This window comes from Bradyrhizobium tunisiense (genome assembly GCF_042263385.1).
Classification (GTDB): domain Bacteria; phylum Pseudomonadota; class Alphaproteobacteria; order Rhizobiales; family Xanthobacteraceae; genus Bradyrhizobium; species Bradyrhizobium tunisiense.
Genome location: NZ_JBHLEV010000002.1, coordinates 94929 through 119435 on the forward strand (window position 1 = coordinate 94929; position 24507 = coordinate 119435).

Annotated in this window: 22 protein-coding genes; 18 read left to right on the forward strand and 4 right to left on the reverse strand. The window is 63.5% G+C overall.

Annotated features, from left to right (window positions below; translation table 11 throughout):
• The first annotated feature begins 3 nt into the window (after nucleotides 1-3).
• The 3 genes from ACFDR6_RS07830 (at nucleotide 4) to fhuB (ending at nucleotide 3976) form a co-directional block, all read left to right on the forward strand.
• Complete coding sequence (locus ACFDR6_RS07830) at nucleotides 4-984, forward strand: alpha/beta hydrolase (protein WP_375857967.1); 981 nt, start codon at nucleotides 4-6, stop codon at nucleotides 982-984.
• Nucleotides 985-1050: 66 nt separating this feature from the next.
• Nucleotides 1051-1983, forward strand: coding sequence for an ABC transporter substrate-binding protein (locus tag ACFDR6_RS07835; RefSeq protein ID WP_375857968.1), 933 nt, complete (start codon nucleotides 1051-1053; stop codon nucleotides 1981-1983).
• On the forward strand, nucleotides 1970-3976 hold the full coding sequence (gene fhuB, locus ACFDR6_RS07840; RefSeq protein WP_375857969.1) for a Fe(3+)-hydroxamate ABC transporter permease FhuB: 2007 nt from the start codon (nucleotides 1970-1972) through the stop codon (nucleotides 3974-3976). Before ACFDR6_RS07835 ends, fhuB begins: the two co-directional genes overlap by 14 nt.
• 6 nt (nucleotides 3977-3982) lie before the next feature.
• Here fhuB and ACFDR6_RS07845 read toward each other — a convergent pair whose 3' ends face one another.
• Together ACFDR6_RS07845 and ACFDR6_RS07850 are read right to left on the reverse strand one after the other, a co-directional pair.
• Complete coding sequence (locus ACFDR6_RS07845) at nucleotides 3983-4783, reverse strand: ATP-binding cassette domain-containing protein (RefSeq protein ID WP_375858540.1); 801 nt, start codon at nucleotides 4781-4783, stop codon at nucleotides 3983-3985.
• 50 nt (nucleotides 4784-4833) lie between these two features.
• A complete protein-coding gene (locus tag ACFDR6_RS07850; RefSeq protein ID WP_375857970.1) occupies nucleotides 4834-5895 on the reverse strand; it encodes a DUF2218 domain-containing protein in 1062 nt (353 codons plus the stop codon).
• 320 nt (nucleotides 5896-6215) lie between these two features.
• Between ACFDR6_RS07850 and ACFDR6_RS07855 the strand changes: the two genes are divergently transcribed.
• The 4 genes from ACFDR6_RS07855 (at nucleotide 6216) to ACFDR6_RS07870 (ending at nucleotide 11019) form a co-directional block, all read left to right on the forward strand.
• A complete protein-coding gene (locus ACFDR6_RS07855) occupies nucleotides 6216-7895 on the forward strand; it encodes a cyclic peptide export ABC transporter (protein WP_317240081.1) in 1680 nt (559 codons plus the stop codon).
• A gap of 175 nt (nucleotides 7896-8070) precedes the next feature.
• On the forward strand, nucleotides 8071-9132 hold the full coding sequence (locus ACFDR6_RS07860) for a GNAT family N-acetyltransferase (protein WP_375848947.1): 1062 nt from the start codon (nucleotides 8071-8073) through the stop codon (nucleotides 9130-9132).
• 22 nt (nucleotides 9133-9154) lie between these two features.
• Nucleotides 9155-10453 (forward strand): lysine N(6)-hydroxylase/L-ornithine N(5)-oxygenase family protein, encoded by a 1299-nt coding sequence (locus ACFDR6_RS07865; RefSeq protein ID WP_317240079.1) that lies wholly within the window; start codon nucleotides 9155-9157, stop codon nucleotides 10451-10453.
• A 179-nt stretch (nucleotides 10454-10632) separates the two neighbouring features.
• Nucleotides 10633-11019, forward strand: coding sequence for a hypothetical protein (locus tag ACFDR6_RS07870; protein ID WP_212092579.1), 387 nt, complete (start codon nucleotides 10633-10635; stop codon nucleotides 11017-11019).
• A gap of 339 nt (nucleotides 11020-11358) precedes the next feature.
• On the opposite strand, the gene prpB is transcribed toward ACFDR6_RS07870, so the two are convergent.
• Entirely contained in the window at nucleotides 11359-12282 is a 924-nt protein-coding gene (prpB, locus tag ACFDR6_RS07875; protein WP_317240078.1) for a methylisocitrate lyase, read from the reverse strand.
• Between the two features lie 21 nt (nucleotides 12283-12303).
• The gene (locus ACFDR6_RS07880; protein WP_375857971.1) at nucleotides 12304-13536 is read right to left on the reverse strand and encodes a 2-methylaconitate cis-trans isomerase PrpF family protein; all 1233 of its coding nucleotides are present in this window, start codon (nucleotides 13534-13536) and stop codon (nucleotides 12304-12306) included.
• A gap of 193 nt (nucleotides 13537-13729) precedes the next feature.
• Between ACFDR6_RS07880 and ACFDR6_RS07885 the strand changes: the two genes are divergently transcribed.
• From ACFDR6_RS07885 to ACFDR6_RS07935, 11 genes are all read left to right on the forward strand, one after another.
• Nucleotides 13730-14434, forward strand: a complete 705-nt coding sequence (locus ACFDR6_RS07885) for a GntR family transcriptional regulator (RefSeq protein ID WP_212092576.1) — start codon at nucleotides 13730-13732, stop codon at nucleotides 14432-14434.
• 198 nt (nucleotides 14435-14632) lie between these two features.
• Nucleotides 14633-16153, forward strand: coding sequence for an FAD-dependent tricarballylate dehydrogenase TcuA (gene tcuA / locus ACFDR6_RS07890; RefSeq protein ID WP_212092575.1), 1521 nt, complete (start codon nucleotides 14633-14635; stop codon nucleotides 16151-16153).
• Nucleotides 16150-17091 carry an MmgE/PrpD family protein gene (locus tag ACFDR6_RS07895; protein ID WP_375857972.1) on the forward strand — a complete coding sequence of 314 codons (942 nt, stop codon included), beginning with the start codon at nucleotides 16150-16152 and terminating at the stop codon, nucleotides 17089-17091. Before tcuA ends, ACFDR6_RS07895 begins: the two co-directional genes overlap by 4 nt.
• Nucleotides 17092-17217: 126 nt before the next feature.
• The gene (locus ACFDR6_RS07900) at nucleotides 17218-18375 is read left to right on the forward strand and encodes an ABC transporter substrate-binding protein (protein ID WP_317240075.1); all 1158 of its coding nucleotides are present in this window, start codon (nucleotides 17218-17220) and stop codon (nucleotides 18373-18375) included.
• A 66-nt stretch (nucleotides 18376-18441) separates the two neighbouring features.
• Nucleotides 18442-19311 carry a branched-chain amino acid ABC transporter permease gene (locus ACFDR6_RS07905; protein ID WP_317243961.1) on the forward strand — a complete coding sequence of 290 codons (870 nt, stop codon included), beginning with the start codon at nucleotides 18442-18444 and terminating at the stop codon, nucleotides 19309-19311.
• Nucleotides 19308-20294 carry a branched-chain amino acid ABC transporter permease gene (locus ACFDR6_RS07910; protein ID WP_317240074.1) on the forward strand — a complete coding sequence of 329 codons (987 nt, stop codon included), beginning with the start codon at nucleotides 19308-19310 and terminating at the stop codon, nucleotides 20292-20294. Before ACFDR6_RS07905 ends, ACFDR6_RS07910 begins: the two co-directional genes overlap by 4 nt.
• Nucleotides 20291-21052: an ABC transporter ATP-binding protein gene (locus ACFDR6_RS07915; RefSeq protein WP_375857973.1), complete on the forward strand. Its 762-nt coding sequence runs from the start codon at nucleotides 20291-20293 to the stop codon at nucleotides 21050-21052. The genes ACFDR6_RS07910 and ACFDR6_RS07915 overlap by 4 nt, the downstream gene beginning before the upstream one ends.
• The gene (locus ACFDR6_RS07920; protein ID WP_375857974.1) at nucleotides 21045-21752 is read left to right on the forward strand and encodes an ABC transporter ATP-binding protein; all 708 of its coding nucleotides are present in this window, start codon (nucleotides 21045-21047) and stop codon (nucleotides 21750-21752) included. The genes ACFDR6_RS07915 and ACFDR6_RS07920 overlap by 8 nt, the downstream gene beginning before the upstream one ends.
• Nucleotides 21753-21785: 33 nt before the next feature.
• On the forward strand, nucleotides 21786-22673 hold the full coding sequence (locus ACFDR6_RS07925) for an NAD(P)-dependent oxidoreductase (protein ID WP_375857975.1): 888 nt from the start codon (nucleotides 21786-21788) through the stop codon (nucleotides 22671-22673).
• A 53-nt stretch (nucleotides 22674-22726) separates the two neighbouring features.
• Nucleotides 22727-23683, forward strand: coding sequence for a Bug family tripartite tricarboxylate transporter substrate binding protein (locus ACFDR6_RS07930; RefSeq protein ID WP_375857976.1), 957 nt, complete (start codon nucleotides 22727-22729; stop codon nucleotides 23681-23683).
• An 8-nt stretch (nucleotides 23684-23691) separates the two neighbouring features.
• Nucleotides 23692-24495, forward strand: a complete 804-nt coding sequence (locus tag ACFDR6_RS07935) for an N-acyl homoserine lactonase family protein (protein WP_375857977.1) — start codon at nucleotides 23692-23694, stop codon at nucleotides 24493-24495.
• The last annotated feature ends 12 nt before the right edge of the window (nucleotides 24496-24507 follow it).

The window sequence follows — 24507 nt, forward strand, 5'->3', positions numbered from 1 at the left end:
CATTTGAGTCTCGATCCAGATATCGCAGCATTGCTCGAAATGGTGCAGGCCGGCACCGAAAGTGGCGCGCGCATTCCGTTTCCGCAACTGACCGCAGCGCAGGCGCGGGCCGATTTCGATGCGTCGTCGCCGCTGCTCGATGTCGATCCGCCCTCGCTCAGCTACGAGCGGAGACTCTCGCTGCCGACGCGGGATGGCGCAATGATCGAGGCGCGGCTCTATGCTAACGAGGCGCCGAGTGGTCGCGATCCGATGGCGGTGCTGCTCTATATGCACGGCGGCGGCTTCGTGGTCGGCAGCCTCGATTCGCATCAACCATTGTGTCGCGGCCTTGCTGAGGACGGTGGTGCGGCCGTGCTTTCGGTCGGCTACAGGCTTGCGCCTGAGCACAAATTTCCGACGGCTTTCGAGGATGTCGTCGATGCGCTGAGCTGGATCGGGCGCGAGGGCCACGCGATGGGGCTCGATGCACGACGTATTGCGGTCGGCGGCGACAGCGCCGGCGGAACGCTTGCCGCCGCGCTCGCGATCGAGGCGAGGGCGAACAAGGACCTTCCGCAGCCGGTGCTCCAGGTTCTCGCCTATCCAGGCCTCAGCTCGCGGCAGACCTCCGCGTCCTATGAGCGATATGGTTCCGGCCATCTCCTGGAGCGCAGCACTGTCGATTGGTTTTTCCGGCAATATCTGCGCGATGAGTCGGATCGCGACGATTGGCGCTTTGCGCCGCTCGTCGCGAGGGATTTGTCGGGCCTCGCGCCCGCATTGATCGTCCTCGCCGAGTTCGATCCCCTGGTGGATGAAGGGCGCGACTATGCGGCACGGCTAGCGGCGGCGGGCGTCCCCGTCGATTTGCGCGTCTACCCCGGCATGATCCATGAATTCCTGCGCATGGGGAATGTCGTCGCCGATGCCTTGCAGGCACGAGCGGTGATCGGGCAGGCGCTGGGGAGCGCCTTTCGTGCCGGTGGCGAAAAAGCGGCTTGATATGGAAACGCGGCGCGAACAAGGGTATGTCATGACTGTCATCGCCCCGCTCTCGAACTGAATTCCATGAGCACGTTTGTCCCAGACCACAGGCTGTCCCGCCGCACGCTTCTCGGCGCGGGTGCGGCGATCGGCGCTGCCGCGCTCTCCGGGGCGGGGCCGATGGCACTCGCCCAAACCAGCGGACCGCAATCCGGCCCCCGAATTGCCGCGCTCGGTTGGGCCTGTGCTCAGACGATACTGGCGCTCGGCGTCGTGCCGCTGGTGATCCCGGAGATCGAGCGGTACGGCCGGCTCGTGGTTGAGCCGGCGGTCCCACCCGGCGTCCAGGAGATCGGCCTGCGTTCGGAGCCCAATCTCGAGCTGCTGCAGAGCTTCGCACCTGACATCATCATCATCGACCCCAGCATTGCTGCCGCCGCGCCCCGGCTCAAGCTGATTGCGCCGGTCGAGATGTTCACGATCTTCCGGCCCGGCGGGCATCCTCTCGACACGGCACGCCGTTCGACGATGGAGCTTGCGAAGCGTCTCGGAGTGCAAGGGGCGTGCGAGGCCTATTTCGCGCGCTTCGACGTTGCCATGACCGGCTATCGTGAGCGGCTCCGTGATCGCGGCGGCAAGCCGCTCTATCTCGTCAGCGAGATCGCGCGCAATCGCGCGCTCGTGTTCGGCCCGAACAGCCTCTATCAGGAGGTGCTCGATCAGTTCGGATTGAAGAATGCCTGGACCGGACAGAGCGGCCCATGGGGCTATACCAGTGTGGGGCTCGAAGTACTTGCCGCGGTTCCGGACGCGCGGCTGGTGCTGATGACCTCGCGCGTCGCCGACGTCGAGGCCCTGTTGAAGGCAAGCCCGGTGCTCCGAACATTGCCCTCTCTTCGGTCGCACCGGCTGACGGTCCTGGACAATCAGTTCTTCTATGGCGGCGTGCCGGCGGCCGAGCGTTTCGCGCGTCTTCTTGCCGAACGGCTGCCGCGGGAAAGTCATGAGCAAGGTTGATGCACTGCCGGCCCGGTCCGGCTTCGACATGCATCCGGCGGTGCTGATCGGGCTATTGGTGGCGGCCGCGGCCGTACTCACCTGGCGCAATCTGTCCGGATATCTGCCCGCCGGCGCGTGGTTGCCCGTGCTGTGGCGGCCCGAGATCACCGATCCCCAGCAGATGCTGGTGCACTACACCGTATTTCCGCGCATTGCGGTGGCACTGCTGGCCGGCGCCGCCCTCGGCCTTGCCGGCACCGTCTGTCAGCAGGTGCTGCGCAATCCGCTTGCGGAGCCGAGCACTCTCGGCGTACTAAACGGCGCCTATCTCGCGCTGGCCGTGACGACCCTGTGGGCGCCGTCGCTGCTGGTCTTCGGCCGGGAGTGGATTGCTCTGATCGGTGGATTCGCTGCGTTCCTGTGCGTGTTCGGGCTGACCTGGAAACGTGCGCTGTCGCCGGTCATCCTGGTGCTCGCCGGATTGATCGTCAGCTACTATTGCGCCGTGACCACTCAGGCGCTGGTGTTGCTCAACCACGAATATCTGATCGGTCTGTTCATCTGGGGCGCCGGCTTCCTCAATCAGCAAGACTGGAGCAACGTCACGTTCCTGGCGCCGCGGCTGCTGATTTCGATCGTCCTCATCGCGCTCATGGTTCGTCCACTGACCTTGCTCGGTTTTGACGACGAGACCGCGCGCAATCTGGGCCTTGGATTGACGCGAGCGCGGGTCTTCGCGCTTGTTATCGCCATCGCGCTCAGCGCGTCGGTCGTCAGCGTGGTCGGCGTCATGGGGTTTGTCGGCTTGTCCGCCCCGGCCATCGTCATGCTCGCAGGCGCGCGCCGCTTTCGCGACCGGTTGATCTGGGCGCCTCTTTGCGGCGCCCTGCTGCTGTGGCTGACGGATCAGCTCGTGCTGTTGATCCCGCCCGGCTATCGCGAGATGCCGGCCGGCGCGGTGACGGCCCTGATCGGTGCGCCGATGCTGCTCCTGTTGCTGCCGCGGCTGCGCGCGGCCATGCCGATGGGAAACCTCACGCCATCTGCTCCGCCGCGCCTTGATCACCCCTGGCGCGTGATCCTGTTCGCTCTTGCCTTGCTGCTGCTCGCCGTGTGGATCGCACTTGCCCTCGGCGTCGGCGCCGACGGCTGGCATTGGAGCGGCCTAACCGGCTTGCAGGAGTTCTGGCCGTGGCGCTGGCCGCGCGTGGTGTCGGCGCTGGCAGCAGGTGCGACGCTGGCGGTCGCCGGTACGCTGCTGCAGCGGATGACCGGCAACCCGATGGCGGCGCCGGAAGTCATGGGCATCAGCTATGGCGCCGCGATGGGTGTGATCGTTCTGCTCTATCTGTTTCCCGCGCACACACGGCTGGCGCAGATAGGAGCGGCCGGGATCGGAGCCTTCATCGTGCTGGCGCTGGTGCTGCTGTTCAGCCGGCGGTCAGAATTCAGCCCGGAGCGCGTGCTGCTGGCCGGTGTCGCCATGAGTGCGGCGTTCGGCGCTGTGATTGCCATGGCGCTGGCGACCGGCGATCCGCGCATCGGCACGCTGCTGTCGCTGCTGACGGGGTCGCTCTACCAGATCGGTCCGGCCGAGGCGGCGATCCTCGCCGCCGCGGCGCTCGTTCTGCTGATCATGGTCCCGATGCTGTCGCGCTGGCTCGACATCCTGCCGCTGGGACCTGCGACCTCGCGCTCGATCGGCATCTCGCTGGCGCGGAGCCGCATCATCATCATGCTGCTGACAGCGCTGCTGACGGCAACGGCGACGCTGATGGTGGGACTTCTGAGCCTGGTCGGCTTCATCGCGCCGCACATGGCGCGAATGATGGGAACGCAGCGCGCGCTGGATCAGGCAGCGCTGGCCGCGTTGATCGGGGCGATCCTCATGGTCATTGCGGATTGGGCCGGGCGCATGGTGATCTTTCCGTTCCAGATGCCGGCCGGCATCTTCGCCATGATGCTTGCCGGGCCCTATCTCATCTGGCTGTTACGGCCGCAGCGTAGCTGACGGCGCTCATCGGGCGAAGCTGATGAGATGACCGTGATCGGGCGACGGCATCACGCCCATCGGGATGCCGTAGATGGTTTCGAGTTCGGCCGAGGTCATGATCTTGTCCGGCGTCCCGCGCGCGATCAGTTTTCCGGAATGCAGCGCGATGATCTCGTCGCAGAAGCGGGCAGCCATATTGACGTCGTGGAGCACGACGACGACGCCGAGATTGCGCTCGCGCGCGAGCTGCTTGACCAGCGACAGCACCTCGATCTGATGGGCGATGTCGAGTGCCGAAGTGGGCTCGTCGAGCAGCAGGCATTCAGCATCCTGTGCGACCAGCATGGCGATCCAGACCCGCTGGCGCTCGCCACCGGACAATGTGTCGACCAAGCGGTTTGCGAACGGCTCGATATGGGTCAGCGCCATGGCGCTTTCGACCTTCTCGCGATCGATGTCGCCGAACCGGCCGAGCGCGCCGTGCCAGGGATAGCGGCCGAGTGCGACCAGCTCCTTCACCAGCATGCCGGCCGCCGGCGGCGTCTGCTGCGGCAAATAGGCAACCTTGCGGGCATAGTCCCGATCGCTCCACGTGCGCAGCGCGCGGCCCTCGAAACGGATCGTTCCCGACGAAGATGGCTGCTGGCGCGCCAACAATTTCAGCAGAGTCGACTTGCCAGAGCCGTTATGCCCGATCAAGCCGACAACGCTGCGCGTGGGAAGCGACAAGGTGAGCGGTTCTAGCAGCGCGCGCCCGGCCACCGCGAAGGCGACCTGATCGAGCTCGAACAAGGAGGCGGGCGCATCTGGCGAGGTCTGCGGCATGTCGGTCGGCAAAGCGGGCGTTCTTTCGCCCGTCTGCGCCTGTTGGAACGTCATGGCTGGCGCAGGCTCCAATAGGCGACGGCCAGATGCTGATCGCGCGCGAGCTTTCGATCGTCGCGCAAATGATCTCGCAAGGCCTTCAGCGCCTGCGCCTCACACGCGACCCAGGCGAAGACCTCCCGATGGTCCGGCCAGCGCACTGCCTTGACCGCGTCGACCAGCATCTGCGTCGTCCCGGCCGGACGGCCGTCGCGATGCAGCCAGCAGACCGCCACGCCCTCCGGCGCGACCAGCGGAACCTCCTCGCGCCGATCGGCGACTTCGATGAAGACTTCGCCCGTTGCCGTCGCCGGCAGCGTCTCCAAAATTCGCGCGATGGCGGGTAGGGCGGCTTCGTCGCCCGCCAGCAGCACCCAGCGCGCCGGGCGAATGCCTCGGCCCAACGGGCCGGCCATGCCGCAAATGGCGCCGGCCTTTGCGTTGACGGCGAACGCCGAACCCGGTCCAGCGTGGTCATGGACCACGAAATCGATATCGATCTCGCGGCTCTCCAGGTCGATGCGGCGGATCGTGTAATAGCGGGTGATGGGCCTGCGGTCCGGCTCCGGCCACAGGATGCGTCCGTCCGGGGCGGGCCACGGCCATTCGGGCTTGGCGAGGCCTTCGGGCGGGAAGTACAGCCGCACGTGCAGCTCGTCGTCGTCCACGAAGCGGGCGATGTCGTCGCCTGTGAAGGTCAGCCGGCGCATGTGCGGCGTCAAGGCGATCGCTGACTTCAGCTGCACCTCGCGGAAATTGGCCAGGGTGCCGCCGTTGGATTCATGACCGGACCAAACGATGGTCGGAGCAATGTCGCCCGCGAACTCGATCACATGCGAGGCGACGACCGAGCGCAACATTTCCAGATTGCCCTTGTCGTCGGCCTCGACGCGGATCTTGAGCGCTTCGGCCTCGACCGCGAGGGAACTGGTGCCGAAAGGCAGTTTCGCCACCATGAGACCGTCCCGGTCCTCGAAGGTGATGTCGTGCTCGGCGAGATGATCGACCATCCGCGCGGCAAGGCCGGCGGCATCGGGAAGCGCGATACGGGTTTCGGAGATAAGCAAGTCCAAAGTTAGTCTCCGCCGGGCCTGTCCAATGCCGGCTTACAAGCCCTTCGATGTCCGGATGTCGCGGCCTGGCATGGCGCTGGATCGATATCCTATTCGCTCGCCGGCTGCGATGCAAAAGCGGTACCACCGCATCATATTAAAGGCATTGCCGATCCCAAATTAGAATCCATCGAAAGAACAGAGAAAATAAGCGCTGGAGTTGCGGCGCCGCCATCATGTATTCGCATCACATCGGCACGGCTTGTCGTGATTGCGACTGCATATGTAGGTTCGCTTCAGGTCCCTCCAGCGCGGCTCTCGTCATGAATTCACGAAACGGCTTGACGGCGCAGATCCTGCACCTCCTGCGGCCCTATTGGGTGCTCGTGCTTGGCGGTGTCGTTCTGGGTATAATTGGCGGCGCCAGCGTCGCGGCGTTGCTCGCGGTCGTCAATCAAGGGCTCTATGCCACGCAGGCCGACGTTGTCACGCTGCTTTTCGCATTCGCCGGCCTGTGCCTCCTGATCCTGATCGGTTCCATCGGTGCCGATATCAGCGCCAATTACGTCGGACAGCGGATCATCGCCGAGCTTCGCAAGTCGCTGGCCGCCAGGATCCTGGCGGCGCCGATCGATCAGCTTGAAATCTACCGCACGCACCGTCTGATTCCGGTTCTCACGCAGGACGTGGATACGATCAGCGATTTCGCGTTCTTCTTCTCGTCCTTCTTCGTGTCGCTCGTGATCGCACTCGGCTGTATGGTTTACCTGGCGGTGCTGTCGTGGCCGCTGTTCCTGATCACGGGAGTCGTCATCGTCCTCGGATCGCTGGCGCATGGCTATGCAAGAACCCGTGGCGTCCATGGCTTCAACGTCGCGCGCGATTCGGAGGATCAGCTGCACAAGCAGTACCGGGCGATCGCCGAAGGGGCCAAGGAGCTGCGTCTCAATCGGGTCCGGCGTCTGCGCGTCTATGTCGAGCAGCTCCAGCAGACCGTTGACCGGATCAGCTCGGTGCAGATCAAGTCGATCAATCTGTTCGTGACGGCCCGGGCGTTCGGGACGATGCTATTTTTTGTCGTGATCGGCGTGGCGCTGACCCTGCGCCCGTTTTTGTGGCCGGACAGCCCCGCCGCGGTGTCCAGCGGTTTCGTGCTGGTGCTGCTCTATATGCGCGGACCCATTGATCAGGTCATCGGTATCCTGCCCGCGCTTGGCCGCGCCCAGGTGGCGATGCGGCGCATTGTGGAGCTTGCCGAGCAGTTCTCGACGCCCGAGCACGATTTGCTGGTCACGTCGCCTGCTGCACCGGGCAAGACGACGATCGAATCCATCGAGCTCCGCGGCGTGACCTATGCCTTTCGCGCCGTGGCGGGCAGTGAGCCCTTTGTCCTCGGGCCGGTCGATCTGCGCATCCGGCAGGGGGACATCGTCTTCATCGTGGGACAGAACGGCAGTGGAAAGACGACCCTCATCAAGCTGTTGCTGGGTCTATATGCTCCGCACGGCGGCACCCTGCTACGCGACGGCGCGCCGGTGCTGACGGAGACGCGTGACGATTACCGCCAGCTCTTCACGACCATCTTTTCCGACTACTATCTGTTCGAGGATCTCATCCGTGGAGAAGGCGTGGTTCCGGATGTCGCGGAACGTTATCTTCAGCGGTTGGAGGTCGCGCACAAGGTCTCCGTCGAGAACGGTGTGTTTACGACGACGGATCTGTCGACCGGACAGCGCAAGCGATTGGCCCTGATGAATGCATGGCTCGAGGAACGACCCGTTCTCGTGTTTGACGAGTGGGCCGCCGATCAGGATCCGGCGTTCCGGCACATCTTCTACACGGAGCTGCTACCCGACCTGAAGCGTCTCGGAAAGACCATCATCGTGATTTCGCATGACGATCGCTATTTCGGGATTGCTGATCATCTCGTGCGGCTGCGCGAGGGCAAGATCGTCGCAAGTGAGGCGAAGGCGGATAACGTCGCGAGAGCCTCCGCAGTTCCAACCGATGCACCTCTTTAGACATATTTTGGCAAGGCGCGGGCGCTTCTCTCGCATGCGGGCGACGACATCGATCGCTTTGCGACAGGTTGTCAGATTTGTAGAGAATCTAATCTACGTGTGCGCCCATTTCTTGTCAGCCTGTACGCGAGTGATCTACACCACGCGTCAGCGATGATTGAAATGCGAGGGCCGGATGAACAAGGCTTCGGATTCCGGGACCGGACCTCGTGCGTTCCCGGTTGGCCCATATTCCGCTCTGACCGTTTTGCAGGATGGCGATCGGCTTCGCGTCGTTGCCGACGACGTGACGGCGTTGGAGCTGCGCCTTCGAGAGCGCGTCGATCACCTCGAGGTCCTCAACGCCTCTGACGACCGCGAGCTCGCGGTACGGGCCGTTTCGGCGTCGGCCGAAGCGCTGTTCGCCTGGCGGCGGGGTGTTGATCGGCTCGTTTTAGATATCGGTGATGGAGCATCGCTTGCGCGGGAACTGACGGATGGCGGTCTGGCCATCAGGTCCGAGGATCAATTGCTGCTGCTTCCCGAACTGATCATGCAGCGTCGGGACAATTGGCTGGTGAATCCTGGACGACCGTCATGGCCGCAACTGCATGTCATGACGGACGGTCGGCGGCATCCGCGGCGCGCTCCCAAGCCGACGGGTAAAGTATACGGCCGCTACATCCCCTGGCTGTCGCAAGTCATCTCCTTTCGCGTGGCCGATCTTGAGAACGATCTTCATCTGCTGCATCGCTGGATGAATGATCCCCGCGTCGACGCGTTCTGGAACGAGGCGGGCGACCTCGACAAGCATCGTCGATATCTGGCCGGCCTCCTGGCCGATCCGCACATGCTGCCCCTGATCGGCTGCTTCGGTGACGAGCCCTTTGGCTATTTCGAGCTCTATTGGGCCAAGGAAAATCGCATCGCACCGTTCTACGACGCCGGGGACTATGACCGGGGATGGCACGTGGTCGTGGGCGAGGACGCTTTTCGTGGTCGTCGTTACATCAGCGCGTGGCTGCCCTCGCTGATGCACTACATGTTCCTCGACGATTGCCGGACGCAGCGGATCGTGGGGGAGCCGGCCGCGGCGCATTCCCAGCAGCTTCGCAATCTCGAGCTCTCGGGGTTTGCAAAGATCAAGAACTTCGACTTCCCCCACAAGCGTGCGACCCTGGTGATGCTGTTGCGCGAACGCTTCTTCGGCGATCGGCTCTGGCTTCCGGCAGACGCCGGCCCGGTGGTCTCGTCCTAGAGCGCGAGCGGAGCGCAGCTTCATGTCCCATCATCTTGCGATCGAGCACGACGTCATCGGCCTCGGATTCGGCCCCTCCAACCTCGCACTCGCCATCGCGTTGGACGAATGCGCGAAGCGATCGCGGCTGAACTGCGCGCCGCTGTTCGTGGAAAAGCAGCCGCACTTCACCTGGCACGGCGGCATGCTGCTTCCGGGCAGCGACATGCAGATATCGTTTCTCAAGGATCTGGTCTCCTTGCGCGATCCGACCAGTCCTTTCACCTTCGTGAATTACCTGCACAAGCGCGGCCGCTTGCTGGATTTCATTAATTGCCGGACGTTCTATCCGAGCCGGGTCGAGTTCAACGATTACCTCCAATGGGTCGCAGGCCATTTCAAGTCGCAGGCCGCCTACGGCGAAACGATCGTTGCCGTCGAGCCGGTGACGGCCGGGCAAATGGTGACGTCATTGCGCGTGCATTCACGCTCACTGGCGGGCGGAGAGACCGTGCGCCTCGCACGAAACCTCGTGGTCGCGGTGGGAGGCCAGCCCTATATCCCGCAGGTGTTTGCCAAGGCCGCCGACGACCGCAGGCTGCTGCATTCCAGCCGCTATCTCGACTTGATCGAGCGGGTCGTCCCGCGCAGCGGGGCCGCGCGTGTGGCCATCGTCGGCGGCGGACAGAGCGCGACCGAGGTGACGGTCGATCTCCATGGCCGATGTCCCGAAGCGAACATCGATCTGATCTTCCGCGGCCATGCTCTCAAGCCGTCCGACAGCAGTCCGTTCGTCAACGAGATCTTCAATCCGGGCTTTACCGACTTCGTCTACACGCAGCCAGCCGAGCGGCGAGACGCAATCGTCCGCAACTTTCGGAACACGAACTATGCCGTGGTCGATTCCGACCTGCTGGACCAGCTCTATCGGTTGCTCTACCAGCAGCGCGTCGGCGGTGACGAAAGGATCGTGTTGCGCCCCCGCAGCGAGATTACGAATGTGGATGCGGGACCGGATGGCATTGAGATCGGCGTGGTCGACAAGTTTCGCGGCGAAAGTCGTCGTTCAAGCTATGACGCCATCATCCTGGCGACGGGATACGACAGGGAAACGCCGCATGGGTTTCTCGAGCCGCTCCGCCGCTACATCCGCGATGCAGCACTCGATCGCAACTACAGGCTCGTGACTAGCCCGGCGTTCAGGCCGCAGATCCACCTCCAGGGCTATTCGGAATCCTCCCACGGCCTGAGCGATACGCTGCTCTCGGTGATTGCCGTGCGGTCGCAAGAGATCGCGGAGTCGTTGCTGTCGACCATAGCGCGCCGGGAGCTCATCGCTTAGCCCGGCGCGCTCGGCCAAGCGCGTCGGTTCCGCTTGCGAGCAGCACGACGCGACCTGAAGCATCCGTGGTCTAGAACTTGTCTAATCAGTATCAACCGGGGCGTGTACAGCCGGGACAGAGTCCGACGGCTCTGCTAGAGGTGTTCTTAGAACGATCTTTGGAATGGATACAGGTCCGCGTGGAACTGACCGTGAGGAAAGCCTTCGAGCAAAGCCACAGCCATTTGCCGGAGCGAATTGCAGTCATATTGGTTCACAGCCCGCTCGCGGCGCTGATCGGCCGAGAGCCGCTCACGCGCATGAACTATCTCCTCGAGATTGCGTCGCTCCATACCAAGGCCGAGCTTCTTGCACAGCCGGGCCTGGGACGGCCCGGCGTACGCCGGATCGAGAGGTGGATGGATTTTCATGGACGTCGCGTGCGCGACGTCAGCGAGAGTCTCGATAGTGTGATCTGCAATTTTACGTTCCGGCGCTCTTCCGCCCGAAAAAGCGGTCGCCGCTGCCTTTCTCTGCCGGCAATCGTCTCGATTTCGGAAGAGCGCTTGCGCAAAACGGCTCGGTAAGATCGTTGTTTGGGCGCGAATGTCACCGCTAGTTGCAGCAGAGCCGCTTCCCGCGGCGCTTAAAGGGTGTGTCAGAGCTTGGCTCTGATCCAGCCAAGTACGATCTGGTAGCACCACGCGAGGTCTGGACGATCCATTGCGGTCAAGGTTGCGCTCCATCTCGTGCGCCCATTCTTTGTCGTCCTTGCGCCGGCAGAAAGTCTCGGAGATGGCGTCCTCGGCCTATATGGTTCCTACAAATCGGACGCCTCCGGCCGCGTGCTCTACCACTATTCCACGCCGGTCGACTGGCGCGCATGGACGTCACGACGAGCTTGAATTGCCAAAGGAGCGAGATTGTCATTTGCGTTGAGGCATGCCCGTCGGAATGATTGTCTGAACGATCGAAGAATCCAACGCTTCGTAATCGCTCAGTCCAATCGTTGCGTACAGCTCCGCGCGCGTCTGCATCCGATCGATGACCTTGTGCGTACCGCCATCCCGCGAGATCGCTGCGTAAAGCTCGGCTTGTGCCTTGTTGGCCATCCGCAAGGAAGAGACCGGCCAGATCACCATGGCATAGCCCATTGCCTCGAACTCTGCGGCCGTGAAGAACGGCGTCTTACCGAACTCCGTCATGTTGGCGAGCAGCGGCACGCCCGGCATGCGCTCGGCAAAAGCGCGAAACATCTCGGCGGTGTTGAGCGCCTCCGGAAAGATCGCATCGGCGCCCGCTTCCATGTAGAGCTTTGCGCGGGCGACCGCGCCGTCGAGGCCCTCGCTTGCTGCGGCATCGGTCCTGGCGATGATCACGAGGTCGCGCCGCGCTTTCGCTGCCGCCGCGACCTTGGCCGACATGTCGTGCGGGTCGGCAATCTTCTTGTCGTTCAGATGGCCGCACTTCTTGGGCAGGATCTGGTCCTCCAGATGAAGAGCGGCCGCGCCTGCGTCCTCGAAGACGCGGGTGGCATGCATCACGTTCAGTGTCTCGCCGTAGCCGGTGTCGGCATCGACGAGCAGCGGAAGTCCCGACGCGCGGGTGATCTGGCGAACGAAGAAAGCGACTTCGTCCACGGTGATGATGCCGAGATCGGGTAAGCCCATCGATGCGGTCATGGCCGCGCCCGACAGATAGAGCGCCTCGAAGCCCGCCGCCTTGGCCTGCAGCGCCGCCATGCCGTTGTGAGCGCCCGGCAGTTGCAGAATGCCGGGCTGCTTCAACAGCGCCCGAAAACGCTGGGCGGCGGATTCGCGGGGAAGTTCGGCGGCAACCAGATAAGTCATCGTTCAGGGCTCCGGATCAGATCATGCGCTGCGCCGCGCCTGCGCGGTCGCCTTGGCGGTTCGATAGAACACGTTGCCCTCGAACAGTCGCCGCGCGGTGCGATAGACCGCGCCATGAATGGCGCGGGCCTTCGCGGGGTCGTCGGCATGTTCGACCGCTGCATCGACCACTGTCGTGCCGGAGGGATGGGCGATGGTGATCGGGCCATCGCCGGCGCGGGCCAACCGGTTTGCCAACGTGCCCTTGATGCGGACCGCGATCGCAAGGCAGGTAGCACCGGTGATCGGCACTGCGCGATGCGGCTGGCCGATCGAGATCATCCGGATACCGAGCGACATCTCCGAAGGCTGCAGGTGTCGTCCCGACAAGGTCGTCATCTGCCTGGGCGACACGATCATCGCAACCTTGGGCACGCTCGGGATCTTTGCGGCGGCCGCGACATCGGGCGCGAGGCCCATCGCCACCGAGGCTGCGCATCGTATTGCTTCCATCGTCGCGAGGAAGACCGGATCGCTCTCGAGCGTATCAGGCATTTCGTCGCCTGCCTTGCCGACCGAATTTGCCGCGACGAAGACGCATGGGTTGGCGGCGTCGACCAGCGAGGCCTCGATCGTGCCGAGACCAGCGATCTCGAATTGATCGCAGGCGCGTCCAGTCGGGAGCAGGCGTCCAGTCCTTGTTCCGCCGGGATCGACGAATTCGAGCCGGACCGGTGCTCCCTGTCCGCCGACGCCGTCGATCGTCATGTCGCCGTCGATCTCGACCTCACCGTCAGTCATGGGGAAGCGCGCGACGATGATCTTGCCGGTGTTGGTGTTGTGAACGCGCACGACCGCTTCGCCGTTCGCGGGCGCGCTCACCAGGCCTTCGCTGACAGCAAACGGGCCCATCGCCGAAGACATGTTGCCGCAATTGGCGCTGTAATCGACCGTGGCACGCTTCAACTCGATCTGCGCGAACGTATAATCGATGTCGGCATCGGGGCGCGTCGGCGCGCCGACCACGCAGACCTTCGACAGCGACGACAGCCCGCCGCCCATGCCGTCCAATTGGCGGCCGTTGGGGTCGGGCGAGCCCATAACTGCCAGGAAGATCGGATCCCAAAGCGCGGGATCTGCTGGCAGGTCCTGTCTGTTGAACACGACGGCCTTCGAGGTGCCGCCGCGCATGAAAGTCGCCTTGAGCTTGTTCTGGGGCATCGAGCGATCCATTGCATACCATTGTATACTCTGGATACCACTGTATACATTCATGGTCCGGCCTGCTACCCTTATTCTATTCAGTGGACGCTAATGGCCTCGTTCCAGACAGGCATCGCGACGCCGAATATCCTGCGTCGGTCATATGCTCCGTGCGTCGGAAGGATCAGGCGCAGATCAATGATAGACGGCCTGCGCCTCACGCTCGCATGGGGCGGCTGCTGCCGAATGAGATCGGGAAGACTTCATGAACGACGACATGGTGTTGCCGGACCGCGCGAAGTTCGCATCTGCTGCCGATTACGCTTACGCAGCGCTGCGGCGTGAGATCGTCGAGGGGCGCTTTGCCCCCGGGCGGCGCATGCGCGAAGTCGAATTGGCGGAACACCTCGGCATCAGCCGAACGCCGACGCGGCAGGCGTTGACGCGTCTCGAGCTCGAAGGCCTGCTCGATCTTCGCCCGCGAACCGGGCTGGTCGTGTCTGTGCTCGACATGGATGCGGTCGAAGAACTCTATGAGATGCGCGCGGCGCTCGAAGGCACCGCGGCGGCGATGGCCGCCAAGCATGCAAGTCCAAAAGACCTTGCCGCACTTGCCCGGCTCATCGCCGAAGGTGACAAGCTTGATCGCGATCCGCTGAAGCTCTATCGGCACAACAGGGAACTCCACGACGCCATTCAGGTCGCGGCGCACAACCGCTATCTCGAGAAGAGCTTGTCGGCCCTTCAGGATGCGATCGCGCTCCTCGGGCCGACAACCTTGGCTGACAAGGGCCGCTTCGCTGTCGCCCAGGCCGAGCACGCCGCCATCGTGCAGGCGATTTCGCAGAGAGACGACGAGAGGGCCAACGAACTCGCGCGCACGCATGTTCTCAATGCGCTCGAGACCCGTCGTGCAATCCTGGCGAAGGAACGCGAGTTGGAAGCGCGCCGCGAGCACGACGGCGCCTGAACTAACCCGCGCGCTGCTAAGCCTGTTGCGTTCAGCACCGCCTCGATCGCCATCTGCTCCCATAAATTTCAGTAACAGACTGTTTTCATGAGGCTTTCCTCTGAAAGCGGCGTCGGCCAGAATTATCTTGCATTCCAATGTATACAGACGTATTCACGAGCATACAGAGCACAAAGACGCAGGCGGGAAGGAACGGAAATGCACGAAGAGTTCGATGTGATCGTCGTTGGCGCTGGAAACGCTGCCTTGGCTGCGGCGGTCTCGGCGAAGGAAAACGGCGCGGATCGTGTCGTCGTTCTCGAAAAGGCTCCCCGCGAAATGCGAGGCGGAAACACCCATTGGAGCGGCGGTGTGCTGCGCTTTGCCTATGACGAACCGCGCGAGATCGGTGCTCTGCTGCCGGGGATCGAGGACGAGTTCGAGAATTTCTACGAAGGAATCTCGCCCTACACGCAGGAAGACTTTCACGGCGATCTCATGCGCGTCACCAATGGGCGGACGGACCCCATCCTGTCGCGTCTTCTCGTGTCGAACTCGCAGGCGACCGTTCGCTGGATGAAGGACACCGGCGCCATCAAGATGGAGCCGGCGATCAGCCTGTCCGCCGTCAAGAAGGACAACGTCATGGTCTGGGCGCGCGGCCTCGTCGTGCGCGCCGCGCATGAGGGCGTCGGTCTTTCGCGCAGCTGGTTCTCGACCTGCGAGCGCATGGGCATCGAGGTGCGATACGGCAATGCCGTCTCGGAGCTGCTCGTCGACGACAATGGCTGCGTCGTCGGCGTCAAGACCAAGGACGAGGAGGGCATTCGCTCGCTCGGCGCCAAAGCCGTGGTGCTCGGCTGCGGCGGCTTTGAGGCGAATGTCCAGATGCGCACGCAGCATATCGGCCCGCTGGTCGGCGCCGCGAAAGTCCGCGGCACGCCGCACAATCAGGGCGACGGCTTGCGAATGGCGCTGGCCATCGGCGCCATGCCGTGGGGACAATGGAGCGGATGCCACGCCACACCGATCAGCGCGGACTGGGGCGACTTCGCGCCGCGTGAAATGACCGACCGCAGCAACCGTCTGTCCTACGTCTATTCGGTGATGATCAACCGCAAGGGCAAGCGCTTCGTCGATGAGGGCGAAGACGGCGCGCTCTTCACCTACGCCAAGTTTGGCCGAGCAATCCTGGCCGAGCCGGGCGCCAAGGCCTATCAGCTCTTCGACAGCAAGGTCGTCCACCTGCTCGAGCCGCGCTATGCGACCAGCGACCCGATTAAGGCCAATTCGCTGGAGGAGCTGATCGCGCAGCTCGATATCGACGACAAGGCGCAGGCCCTCAAGACGGTCCTCAACTATAACGACCACGCGCGATCGGCGGACGAGGGCTTCGATCCCACCAAGAAGGACGGCCTCTCGACCAAGGGGCTCGATCTCGAAAAGACCAACTGGGCGCTCCGTCTGGACAAGCCCCCTTACTATGCCTACAGCGCGACTGGCGGCATCACCTTCACGTTCGGCGGTCTGAAGATCAACGAGAATGCCGAGGTGATCGGCACCGACTGGCGCCCCATCAAGGGTCTGTACTGCTGTGGCGAGCTGGTCGGCGGCCTGTTCTACGACAATTATCCCGCAGGTACCGGCCTCGTCTCGGGTGCGACCTTCGGCAGGATCGCGGGGCGCAACGCCGCGGGCGTGCAGAGCGTGACGCAGGCCAAAGCGGTGGCATCGCGATGAGCGCCAGCACCACGATGATGGGCCTGGCGGAGCGGATCCGCGCCTACGATCCGCTGCAACGAGATGCGATGGCTGTGGCGCGCGCGCGGGCAGCCATCATCACGGCGTTCGGCCGGACGCTGTCCGGCGCGCCGACCGCAATCACCACGGCATTGCTGGCGACGTCAGGTGTCGCCACGGTTGGCGGCTCGTCGCTTGTGTTCGGTACCGAACGGCGCACGAGCGCCATCGAGGCAGCTTTGGTCAACGCCACGGCGACCGTGGACGGGTCCAAGGAATCACTCGATGCCGCGAGCGGAGCCTTTATCGTTTCGGTGTTCGGCCTCTGCGAGGAGCGCGGAAAGACGGGGCAGGAGTTCGTTGATGCGTTGATTGCGGGGGCCGAGATCGCGCGGTCTCTGCCGTCGGCTGGCCGGCTCGGAGCTGCCTTGCTGGGCAGCGTCGCCGCCGCGGCACGGTTGCTCGGGCTGAGCGCCGCGAAGATTGCAGCCGCGCTGCTGATGGCGGGCGTGGCAAAGGCCGGCGCGGACGGGCAGGGCGGAGCTGAAGCGCTCATGGTCGGTCAAGGCCTGAGAAACGCCTTGCTCGCGGCACTGCTGGCCGAAGCGATGGACGAGACATCCTGCAAGCAAATGATCGAAGGCGACCAGCGCGCCGCTGGCAAGGCCGTTCCGGGAGCGGAAGCGCTCGATCTTCTGGCGCTCCAATCGCCGCCGGGGACCGATCTCTGGGATCGGTTCGATCAACACGTCGGCGCCATCCTGCCGCGTGATGACGTCGCACCGCTGTTCGAGCGGCTCGAGACGATCGAGAAGGTGAAGGACCTCGCGACGGTCTCGCGCCTGTTGCAGGGGCGCGGCATGCGAGCGGCGCCAAAGAAGGTCGTCTTCGCGCCCCGCGGAACGCATGAGCCGGAGGAGACCAATTGGGTCCCTTGACCCCGCGAACGAGGGCGATGGCGTGAAACCGCCATCGCAAACGACTGGCATTGCCTGACAAGAAAAAGCCGAGCCTGAAAACAAACGAGCAAGGCAGACAAGAGCAACATCTGGGGAGAGATTGGAATGAAGCGTTTTGAGTTGATTGCCGTGCTGGCCGCGTCGGTCGTCTGTTCCGCTGCGTATGCCGAAGACAGTGTCACGATTGGCGTGCACGCCAGCTTTTCCGGTGCTGGCGCCGCGTTCGCGGAAGGCATGCTCGCCGCCACCGATTTTGCCGCTGAGGACGTCAACAAGGACGGCGGCCTCGAGGTCGGTGGCAAGCGCTACAAGATCCTGTTCAAGCAATATGACGACCGCTACCGCGCCGCGGACGCGGTCACCGCGATGGATCGCCTCATGATCCAGGACGGAATCCGCTTCGTGGTCGGCCCGATGGGCTCGGCGGCAGCGGTGGCGACCAAGGACCAGACCACCTCCGGAAAAGTCATTACCATGACTCTGGCTTTCACGCCGCGAGCGCTCGGCGCCGACGCCCCGTTCGCCTACCGTCCCGTGATCACGACCGGCGAGTTCTCCGACCCGCAGGTGGCGTGGCTGATGAAGAGCACGTCGGCCAAGCAGGTCGTGTCGCTGCTCCCGAACGACGAGACCGGGCAGCAGATCGGCGTGGCGAATTTCAACTCCTACGCTAAGGCCGGCACCAAGTTGCAGGTCGAATATTTCGAGCGTGAGCGCGTCGACTTCGTGCCCATTCTCACGCGCATCCTGATGAAGGCGGACGGCCTCGAGCTTGGCGGCAATTCTCCGACCACCGCCGGGCTGATCCTCAAGCAGGCCCGCGAGCTCGGTTACCGCGGCCCGGTCTTCGTCACCGGCGGCGACGTCTCGGCGGAGATGCTGAAGGTCGCTGGCAAGGACGCGGCCGAAGGCACCTACGTCCATCTGCCGATCGACACCGGCCTGCCGGACACCGCGGCCTACGTTGCCCGCTTCAAGGCCAAGTACGGGCAGAACATGAACGGCTTCAGCCCGTTCTTCTATGCCGGCCTGCAGATGCTGTTCACGGCCATGAAGAAGGCCGGGACCGTCGACGACGCGACCAAGATTGCCAAGACCCTCGATGGGCTGGTGGATGTCCCGACCGCGATGGGGAAGGCGGGTTGGACCGGCGAACCGAAATACGGGATCAAGCACCAGATCGATCTCCCGTTCTATGTCGGGCAGATCAAGGATGGCGTGGTAACGAAAGTCGCCACCTGCGATGTCAACGCTTGCAAGTAAGCGTCCGCTGAAACGGGTGAGGCGCCGCGCGCGCCTCGCCGATGCGATTGGAGTCGTCCCGTGAGCATGGACATCATTCTGGCCCAGACGATCGTAAATGGCCTCATGGTCGGCATGATCTATGTGCTGATGGCCATCGGTTTCACAATGGTGTTCGGCATCATGCGCATCGTCAATTTCGCGCATGGCGAGTTCTACATGGTCGGCGCATTCCTTTTCGCCATCCTATACGGGAGCAACGAGTTGCCGTTCGCCGTCAGCGTTATGCTCGCCGTCGGCGCCACGGCCCTGCTCGGGCTGGTGATGGAGTTGGTCGTCTTCCGCCGCTTTCGCGGCAACGAGCTAAACGGCATGATCGCCTCGGTCGGTGTCGCTCTCATCATTCAGAACAGCGCACTGCTGACGTGGGGATCCTCGCCACGCACCGTGCCGCCCGTCGTCTCCGGCGTTCTCTCCGTTGGCGGGATCGTATTCCCCTGGTCGCGGCTGGTGGTCATCATCGGGGCGATCGTCGCCGTCGTGTCGCTCAATCTGTTGATCGGGTATACCCGGATCGGCCGCGCCATGCGGGCGGTGGCGCAGGACTCCGAGATTGCCCAGGTGCAGGGCATTCGCGTCGACGTCATCTTTCCTGCGGCGTTCGTGCTCGGGGTCAGCCTCGCGGCCTTCGCCGGCGTCCTGATGGCGCCGGTCCTGTCGGTCTCGCCCTTCATCGGGCTGGCGCCAACACTGAAGGCCTTCGTGATCGTCGTCATTGGCGGGCTTGGCAGCGTTCCCGGCGCGGTTGTCGGCGGGCTGCTGATCGGCCTGATCGAGAGTTTTGCGGGCACCTTCGTCAGCGCCTCGCTGTCCGAGATTCTTCAGTTCCTGGTCGTGATCGCCGTCGTGTTGCTGCGCCCGCAAGGCCTGCTCGGCCGAAAGGAGCGTGAGGCGTGAAGTCTCCAACCATCAAGCCCCTGCATTATACCTGCGTCCTCGTCGCGGTTGCGCTTGCGGCGCTGCTGCCTTGGCTCGCGCCGAACCAGTTCTACATTCACCTCGCGACGGTCGGCTGCATCAACCTGATGCTCGTGCTTGGCCTTGCCATCATTGCCCGCGCGGGCCAGCTCTCCATGGGCCATGGCGGCTTTGCGCTGGTCGGCGGATATGTCTCCGCTCTGTTGTCGATGAAAGGCTGGCCGCCTCTGCTGACGCTGTTCATCGCAGGATTGGTTGCCGCCGTGATCGCCGCCGCCCTGGGCTGGATCATCCTGCGTCTGCGCGGCGTGTATTTCGTGCTGGTGGCCTTTGCGTTCAGCCAGATCGCGGTGCTGCTCGCGCTGGACATGAGCTCGATCACCGGAGGCGCGAACGGGCTCGTCGGCGTGCCTCCGATTTCGATCTTTGGCCATGTCCTTCGCGCCAAGCCGCAGTTCTATCCCTTCGCGCTCGGCTGCGCGTTGACGACGCTGCTTCTCACCTGGCTGCTCTACCGCTCGCCACTGGGGACGATGATGGCGGCCACCGCCGAGAACCAGCGTCTCACCGAATCCAGTGGGATCGACACGCACCGGGTCCAGGTGATCGCCTTCACGATCGGATCCGGCATCGCAGGCTTTGCCGGTGCATTGTCGACGCACTACCTCCGTTTCATTTCTCCTGATTCCTACACGTTCTGGGAATCCGTCTCCTACCTGACGATGCTGGTTGTCGGCGGCCGCGACGGCGTGCTCGGGCCGGTCGTCGGCGTTCTCGTCCTCACGCCCCTGCCGGAGCTGCTGCGATCCACCGAAGGCCTCCAGCATATCATCTACGGGACGGTGCTGGTGCTATGCCTGATGTTCGTGCCGAATGGCCTTGCGAGCATTGTCCAGATGTGGCGTGCGCGCCAGCGCGTCACGACGACCAGCGCAACCCTCGTCGCCGGGGAAGTGCCATGAGCATGCTCAAGGTCGACAAGCTGAAGCGCTCCTTCGGCGGCCTTGTCGCCGTCCGCGACGTCACCTTCGAGGTCAACGAAGGCGACTTTCTCGGCCTGATTGGCCCGAACGGCGCAGGCAAGACCACGCTGTTCAACGTCGTCTCCGGCATCCTCCGGCCTTCAGCGGGCACGGTCCGGTTCATGGATCGCGACATCTCCGGGCAACCTGCCAACCAGACGGTGCGCCAGGGGCTCTCGCGGACCTTCCAGGCTGCAACCATCTACCCGGAGGCGACGGTCATCGAGAACGTCTCGCGCGGTACGCTGGGCTCGAGCCTGACCGGCCTGTGGGGCGGGTTTCTCTCGAACAAGTGGCGGACTGCCGTGGAAGAGAAGGCGCTGCATGTGCTCGACCTGCTCGGGTTGGCGCGCCGTGTGGGCCTGAAGGCGCGCGAACTGTCCTATGGCGAGCAGCGACGCCTTGGCGTTGCGATCGCGCTTGCCAGCGAACCCCGGCTGCTGATGCTCGATGAGCCGGTAGCCGGACTCAACCCTGAAGAGGCGGCCGAGCTCGCGTCGGTTCTGCGCCGGGTCAAGGCGGAGCGCGGCGTCACCATGGTGATGGTCGAGCACCACATGCGCACCGTGATGGGCCTGTGCAATCGCGTCGTGGTGCTGGATCACGGCACGCTGATCGCGCAGGGAACGCCTGCGGAAGTCGTATCGAACCCGGTCGTGATCGAGGCTTATCTCGGCAAGGAAGCGGTTCATGCTTGATGTTCGCGGGATCAGCGTCGCCTACGGCCCCCTCACGGCGGTCCGCAATCTGAGCCTGTCCGTTGCCGACGGGTCCATCGTGTCTCTGATAGGCTCGAATGGAGCGGGCAAGACGACCACGATGAAGGCCATCATCGGGCTGAAGCCGGTGAGTGGTGGGGAGATCTATTTCGACGGCGAGCGCATCGATGGCGTCGCCGCTCCGCAGCGGGTCGGGCGTGGCATTGCCCTGTCGCCGGAGGGGCGGCGCGTATTCCCGCAGATGAGCGTCCTGGATAACCTCCTGGTCGGCGGCTACGCGCAGCGCGACAAGGCGCAGCAGAAGAAGACGCTGGACCAGATCTACGGATATTTCCCGCGCCTGGTGGAGCGGCGAAGCCAGATGGCAGGATCTCTATCGGGCGGCGAACAGCAGATGGTCGCCATCGGCCGCGCGCTCATGGCAAGGCCGCGCCTGCTGCTGCTGGACGAACCCTCGCTTGGGCTTGCTCCGATCATCGTCGACGAGATCGCGCGCATCATCGCCGAGATCAATCGTGATATCGGTGTGTCCATCGTCCTGGTCGAGCAGAATGCAAAGCTTGCGCTGAACCTTTGCCATGAGGCCTTTGTGCTGGAAACGGGCGCAGTCGCGCTCAGTGGAAAGGGCCAGGACCTCCTGGCCAGCGACTATGTGCGCCGGGCCTATCTTGGTATCTGAAATGACTCTGTCTGGGAATTCCGGAGTTTTGACATGACTAGCACTTCGACCTTCGGCTTCATCGGTTTGGGCGTCATGGGTGAGCCCATGTGCCGGCACCTGGTGCAGAAGACGAAGCAGACCGTGCTGATCTACGACATCAACCCTGAGCCGGTGGCGCGCCTGGTTCAGGCCGGCGCCATCGATGCTGGTTCGATCGCCGGGCTCGCGAAAGCCGACATCATCTTCATTTCCATGCCGAGCGGTGAGCATCTCAAGAAGATCTGCGAGATGCCCGGCGGGCTTCTCGAGCTTGCGCATGCCGGTCAGACCATCGTCGACCTCTCGACCAGCCCGTTGAAGCTGACACGTGAGCTGGCCAGCGTCTTCGCGTCGAAGGGCGCGGATTATGCCGATGCCCCTGTCGCCCGGACGCGCGCGGCGGCCGAAGCCGGAACGCTGGCCATTTCCGTCGGCGCCAGCGCAGGTGTGTTCGCGCGCATCGAGCCGCTGCTCCGCTGCTTCGCCAGCGAGGTTACCCATTGTGGCGAGGTCGGATCGGGACAGGTGGTGAAGATCCTCAACAACATGGTCGTGGTCGGAACCGTGACCGCCTTGTGCGAAGCCGCCGCGATCGCGAACGCCGCGGGTGTCTCGACCGAAACCTTATTCGATGCCTTCTCCAAGGGCTCCGCGGACAGCTTTGCGCTGCGCAATCACGGATACAAGGCCGTTGCGGCGCGCGAGTTTCCCGAGCGGGTGTTCTCGACTGACTACATGCACAAGGACGTGTCGTACGCGCTCGACATGGCGAAGGACGCCGGGATCGAGGCGAGGGAAGCTGCGCTCGGCGCCAACCTTCTGACCGAGGCCTCTCGGGCCGGTTTCGGAGCGAATTACTGGCCGGTCATCGTGAAGATCATCGAGCGTACCTCGAAGTAGAGGTCAGACGCCGGCTGCCGGGTCTGAAAACGAAGCAATCAACGGGAGGGTTCATGCGGGTGCTGTTGTTGACGATCGCGCTGCTTCTGTCGAACGGGAGCCTGGCGTCAGCGGAAAACTATCCCTCGCAGAGAATCACAGTCGTCGCTCCCTTTGCCCCTGGCAGCGGGACCGACGGCGTTGCGCGAATCGTGTTCCAGAGACTATCTGAATTGCTGAAGACGACGATTGTGATCGATAACCGCGTTGGCGCGAACGGCGCGGTGGGTGCTACGGCCGCGGCACGTTCGGCGGCGGACGGATACACCTTGCTGATGGGCGGCACTTCGACGCATGCCGCCAATCCCAGCATGCTGAAGTCGATCCAGTACGATCCCGTCGCCGACTTCGTTCCGATTTCGCAGTTCGGGCTGTTTCCCTATTTTCTGATCATCGCCCCCGGCCTATCCGTAGAGAGCGTTGCCGACCTCGTGACACTGGCCAAGAGCAAGCCGGGCACGCTGACATTCGGCTATGCCAACGCCCTGGGACAATTGTCCGGCGAAGCTTTCAAGCGCAGGGCAGGGATAGACATTGCCGCGGTGCCGTACCGGAATAGCCCGCAGGTCGTGACGGACATCATCGCGCAGCGTGTCTCCATGACGTTCACGGACATGGCGCCCGCGGTTTCGCAGGTGGAGGCCGGTTCAGCCCGCGCGCTTGCAACGACAAACCTTGCCCGCGCCTCGCGGTTTCCGAAGATCCCGACCATGAAGGAAGGAGGCCTCGAGTTCATCAACATCTCCGCGTGGACCGGTCTTTTCGCTCCCAAAGGCACGCCTTCGGAAGTCGTCGCAAAGCTCTCGGAGGGTGTGCGCGAGGTGCTGGCGGAGCCCGAGATCAAAAGCCGTCTCGCCGATATCGGCTTCGAGGTTCAATGGACCGGGCCGGCGGATTTCGCCCAGCACGTCAAGGATGACATCGAATTGTGGGCCGCGACAACGAAGGAAGCTGGCATCGAGCGCCAGTAGGGATCGACATGTCCGACTATGAAATCTATGCGATCCGGTATGCTAGGAAGGACGAGCGCCGCGCATCCGAAAACTTCATCGACAACAGCGATGTGCCCGATACGCCGATGCCGCTGGATTTCTTCGTCTGGGCGCTGGTTGGCCGGGACCGTACCGTGATCGTCGATACCGGCTTCGACGAGAAGGCTGGCAACCCGCGCAACTATGCCGTGACGCGTCCGGTCGCCGAAGGCTTGAGGCAGATCGATATCAATCCGGACAGCGTCAAGGACGTCATCCTCACCCACATGCATTGGGACCATGCCGGCAACCACGATTTGTTTCCGCGAGCGCGTTATCACGTCCAGGAGCGCGAGATGCATTTCTGCACCGGCCGCTGCATGTGCGACGCCGAGCAGAAGAAGGCCTACAACGCCGAGGACGTCAGCCATATCGTCAAACGGAATTTCGAAGGGCGCGTGACTCTCCATGATCCCAACTCCGCTTTCGACGACGGAATATCCCTGCACTGGCTGGGCGGCCATACCGCGGGACTTCAGGTCGTGAGGGTGAAGACGCGCCGCGGTTATGTGGTGCTGGCCTCCGACGCTTCGCATTATTACGCCAACATTCTGCGGCGCCGGCCCTTTCCGGTCCTGTTTGACACGAACCAGATGCTGAACGGCTTTGCGGTCATCGAGAAACTGGCGGATAGCCCGTCGCACATCATTCCCGGTCACGACCGGCAGGTCCTCTCGCTGTTTCCTCCCGCCCGCGAAGGGATCGACGGGATCGCGCGATTGGACGCCGATCCTCTCGGGAGCCCAGTCTAACCATCAACCGAA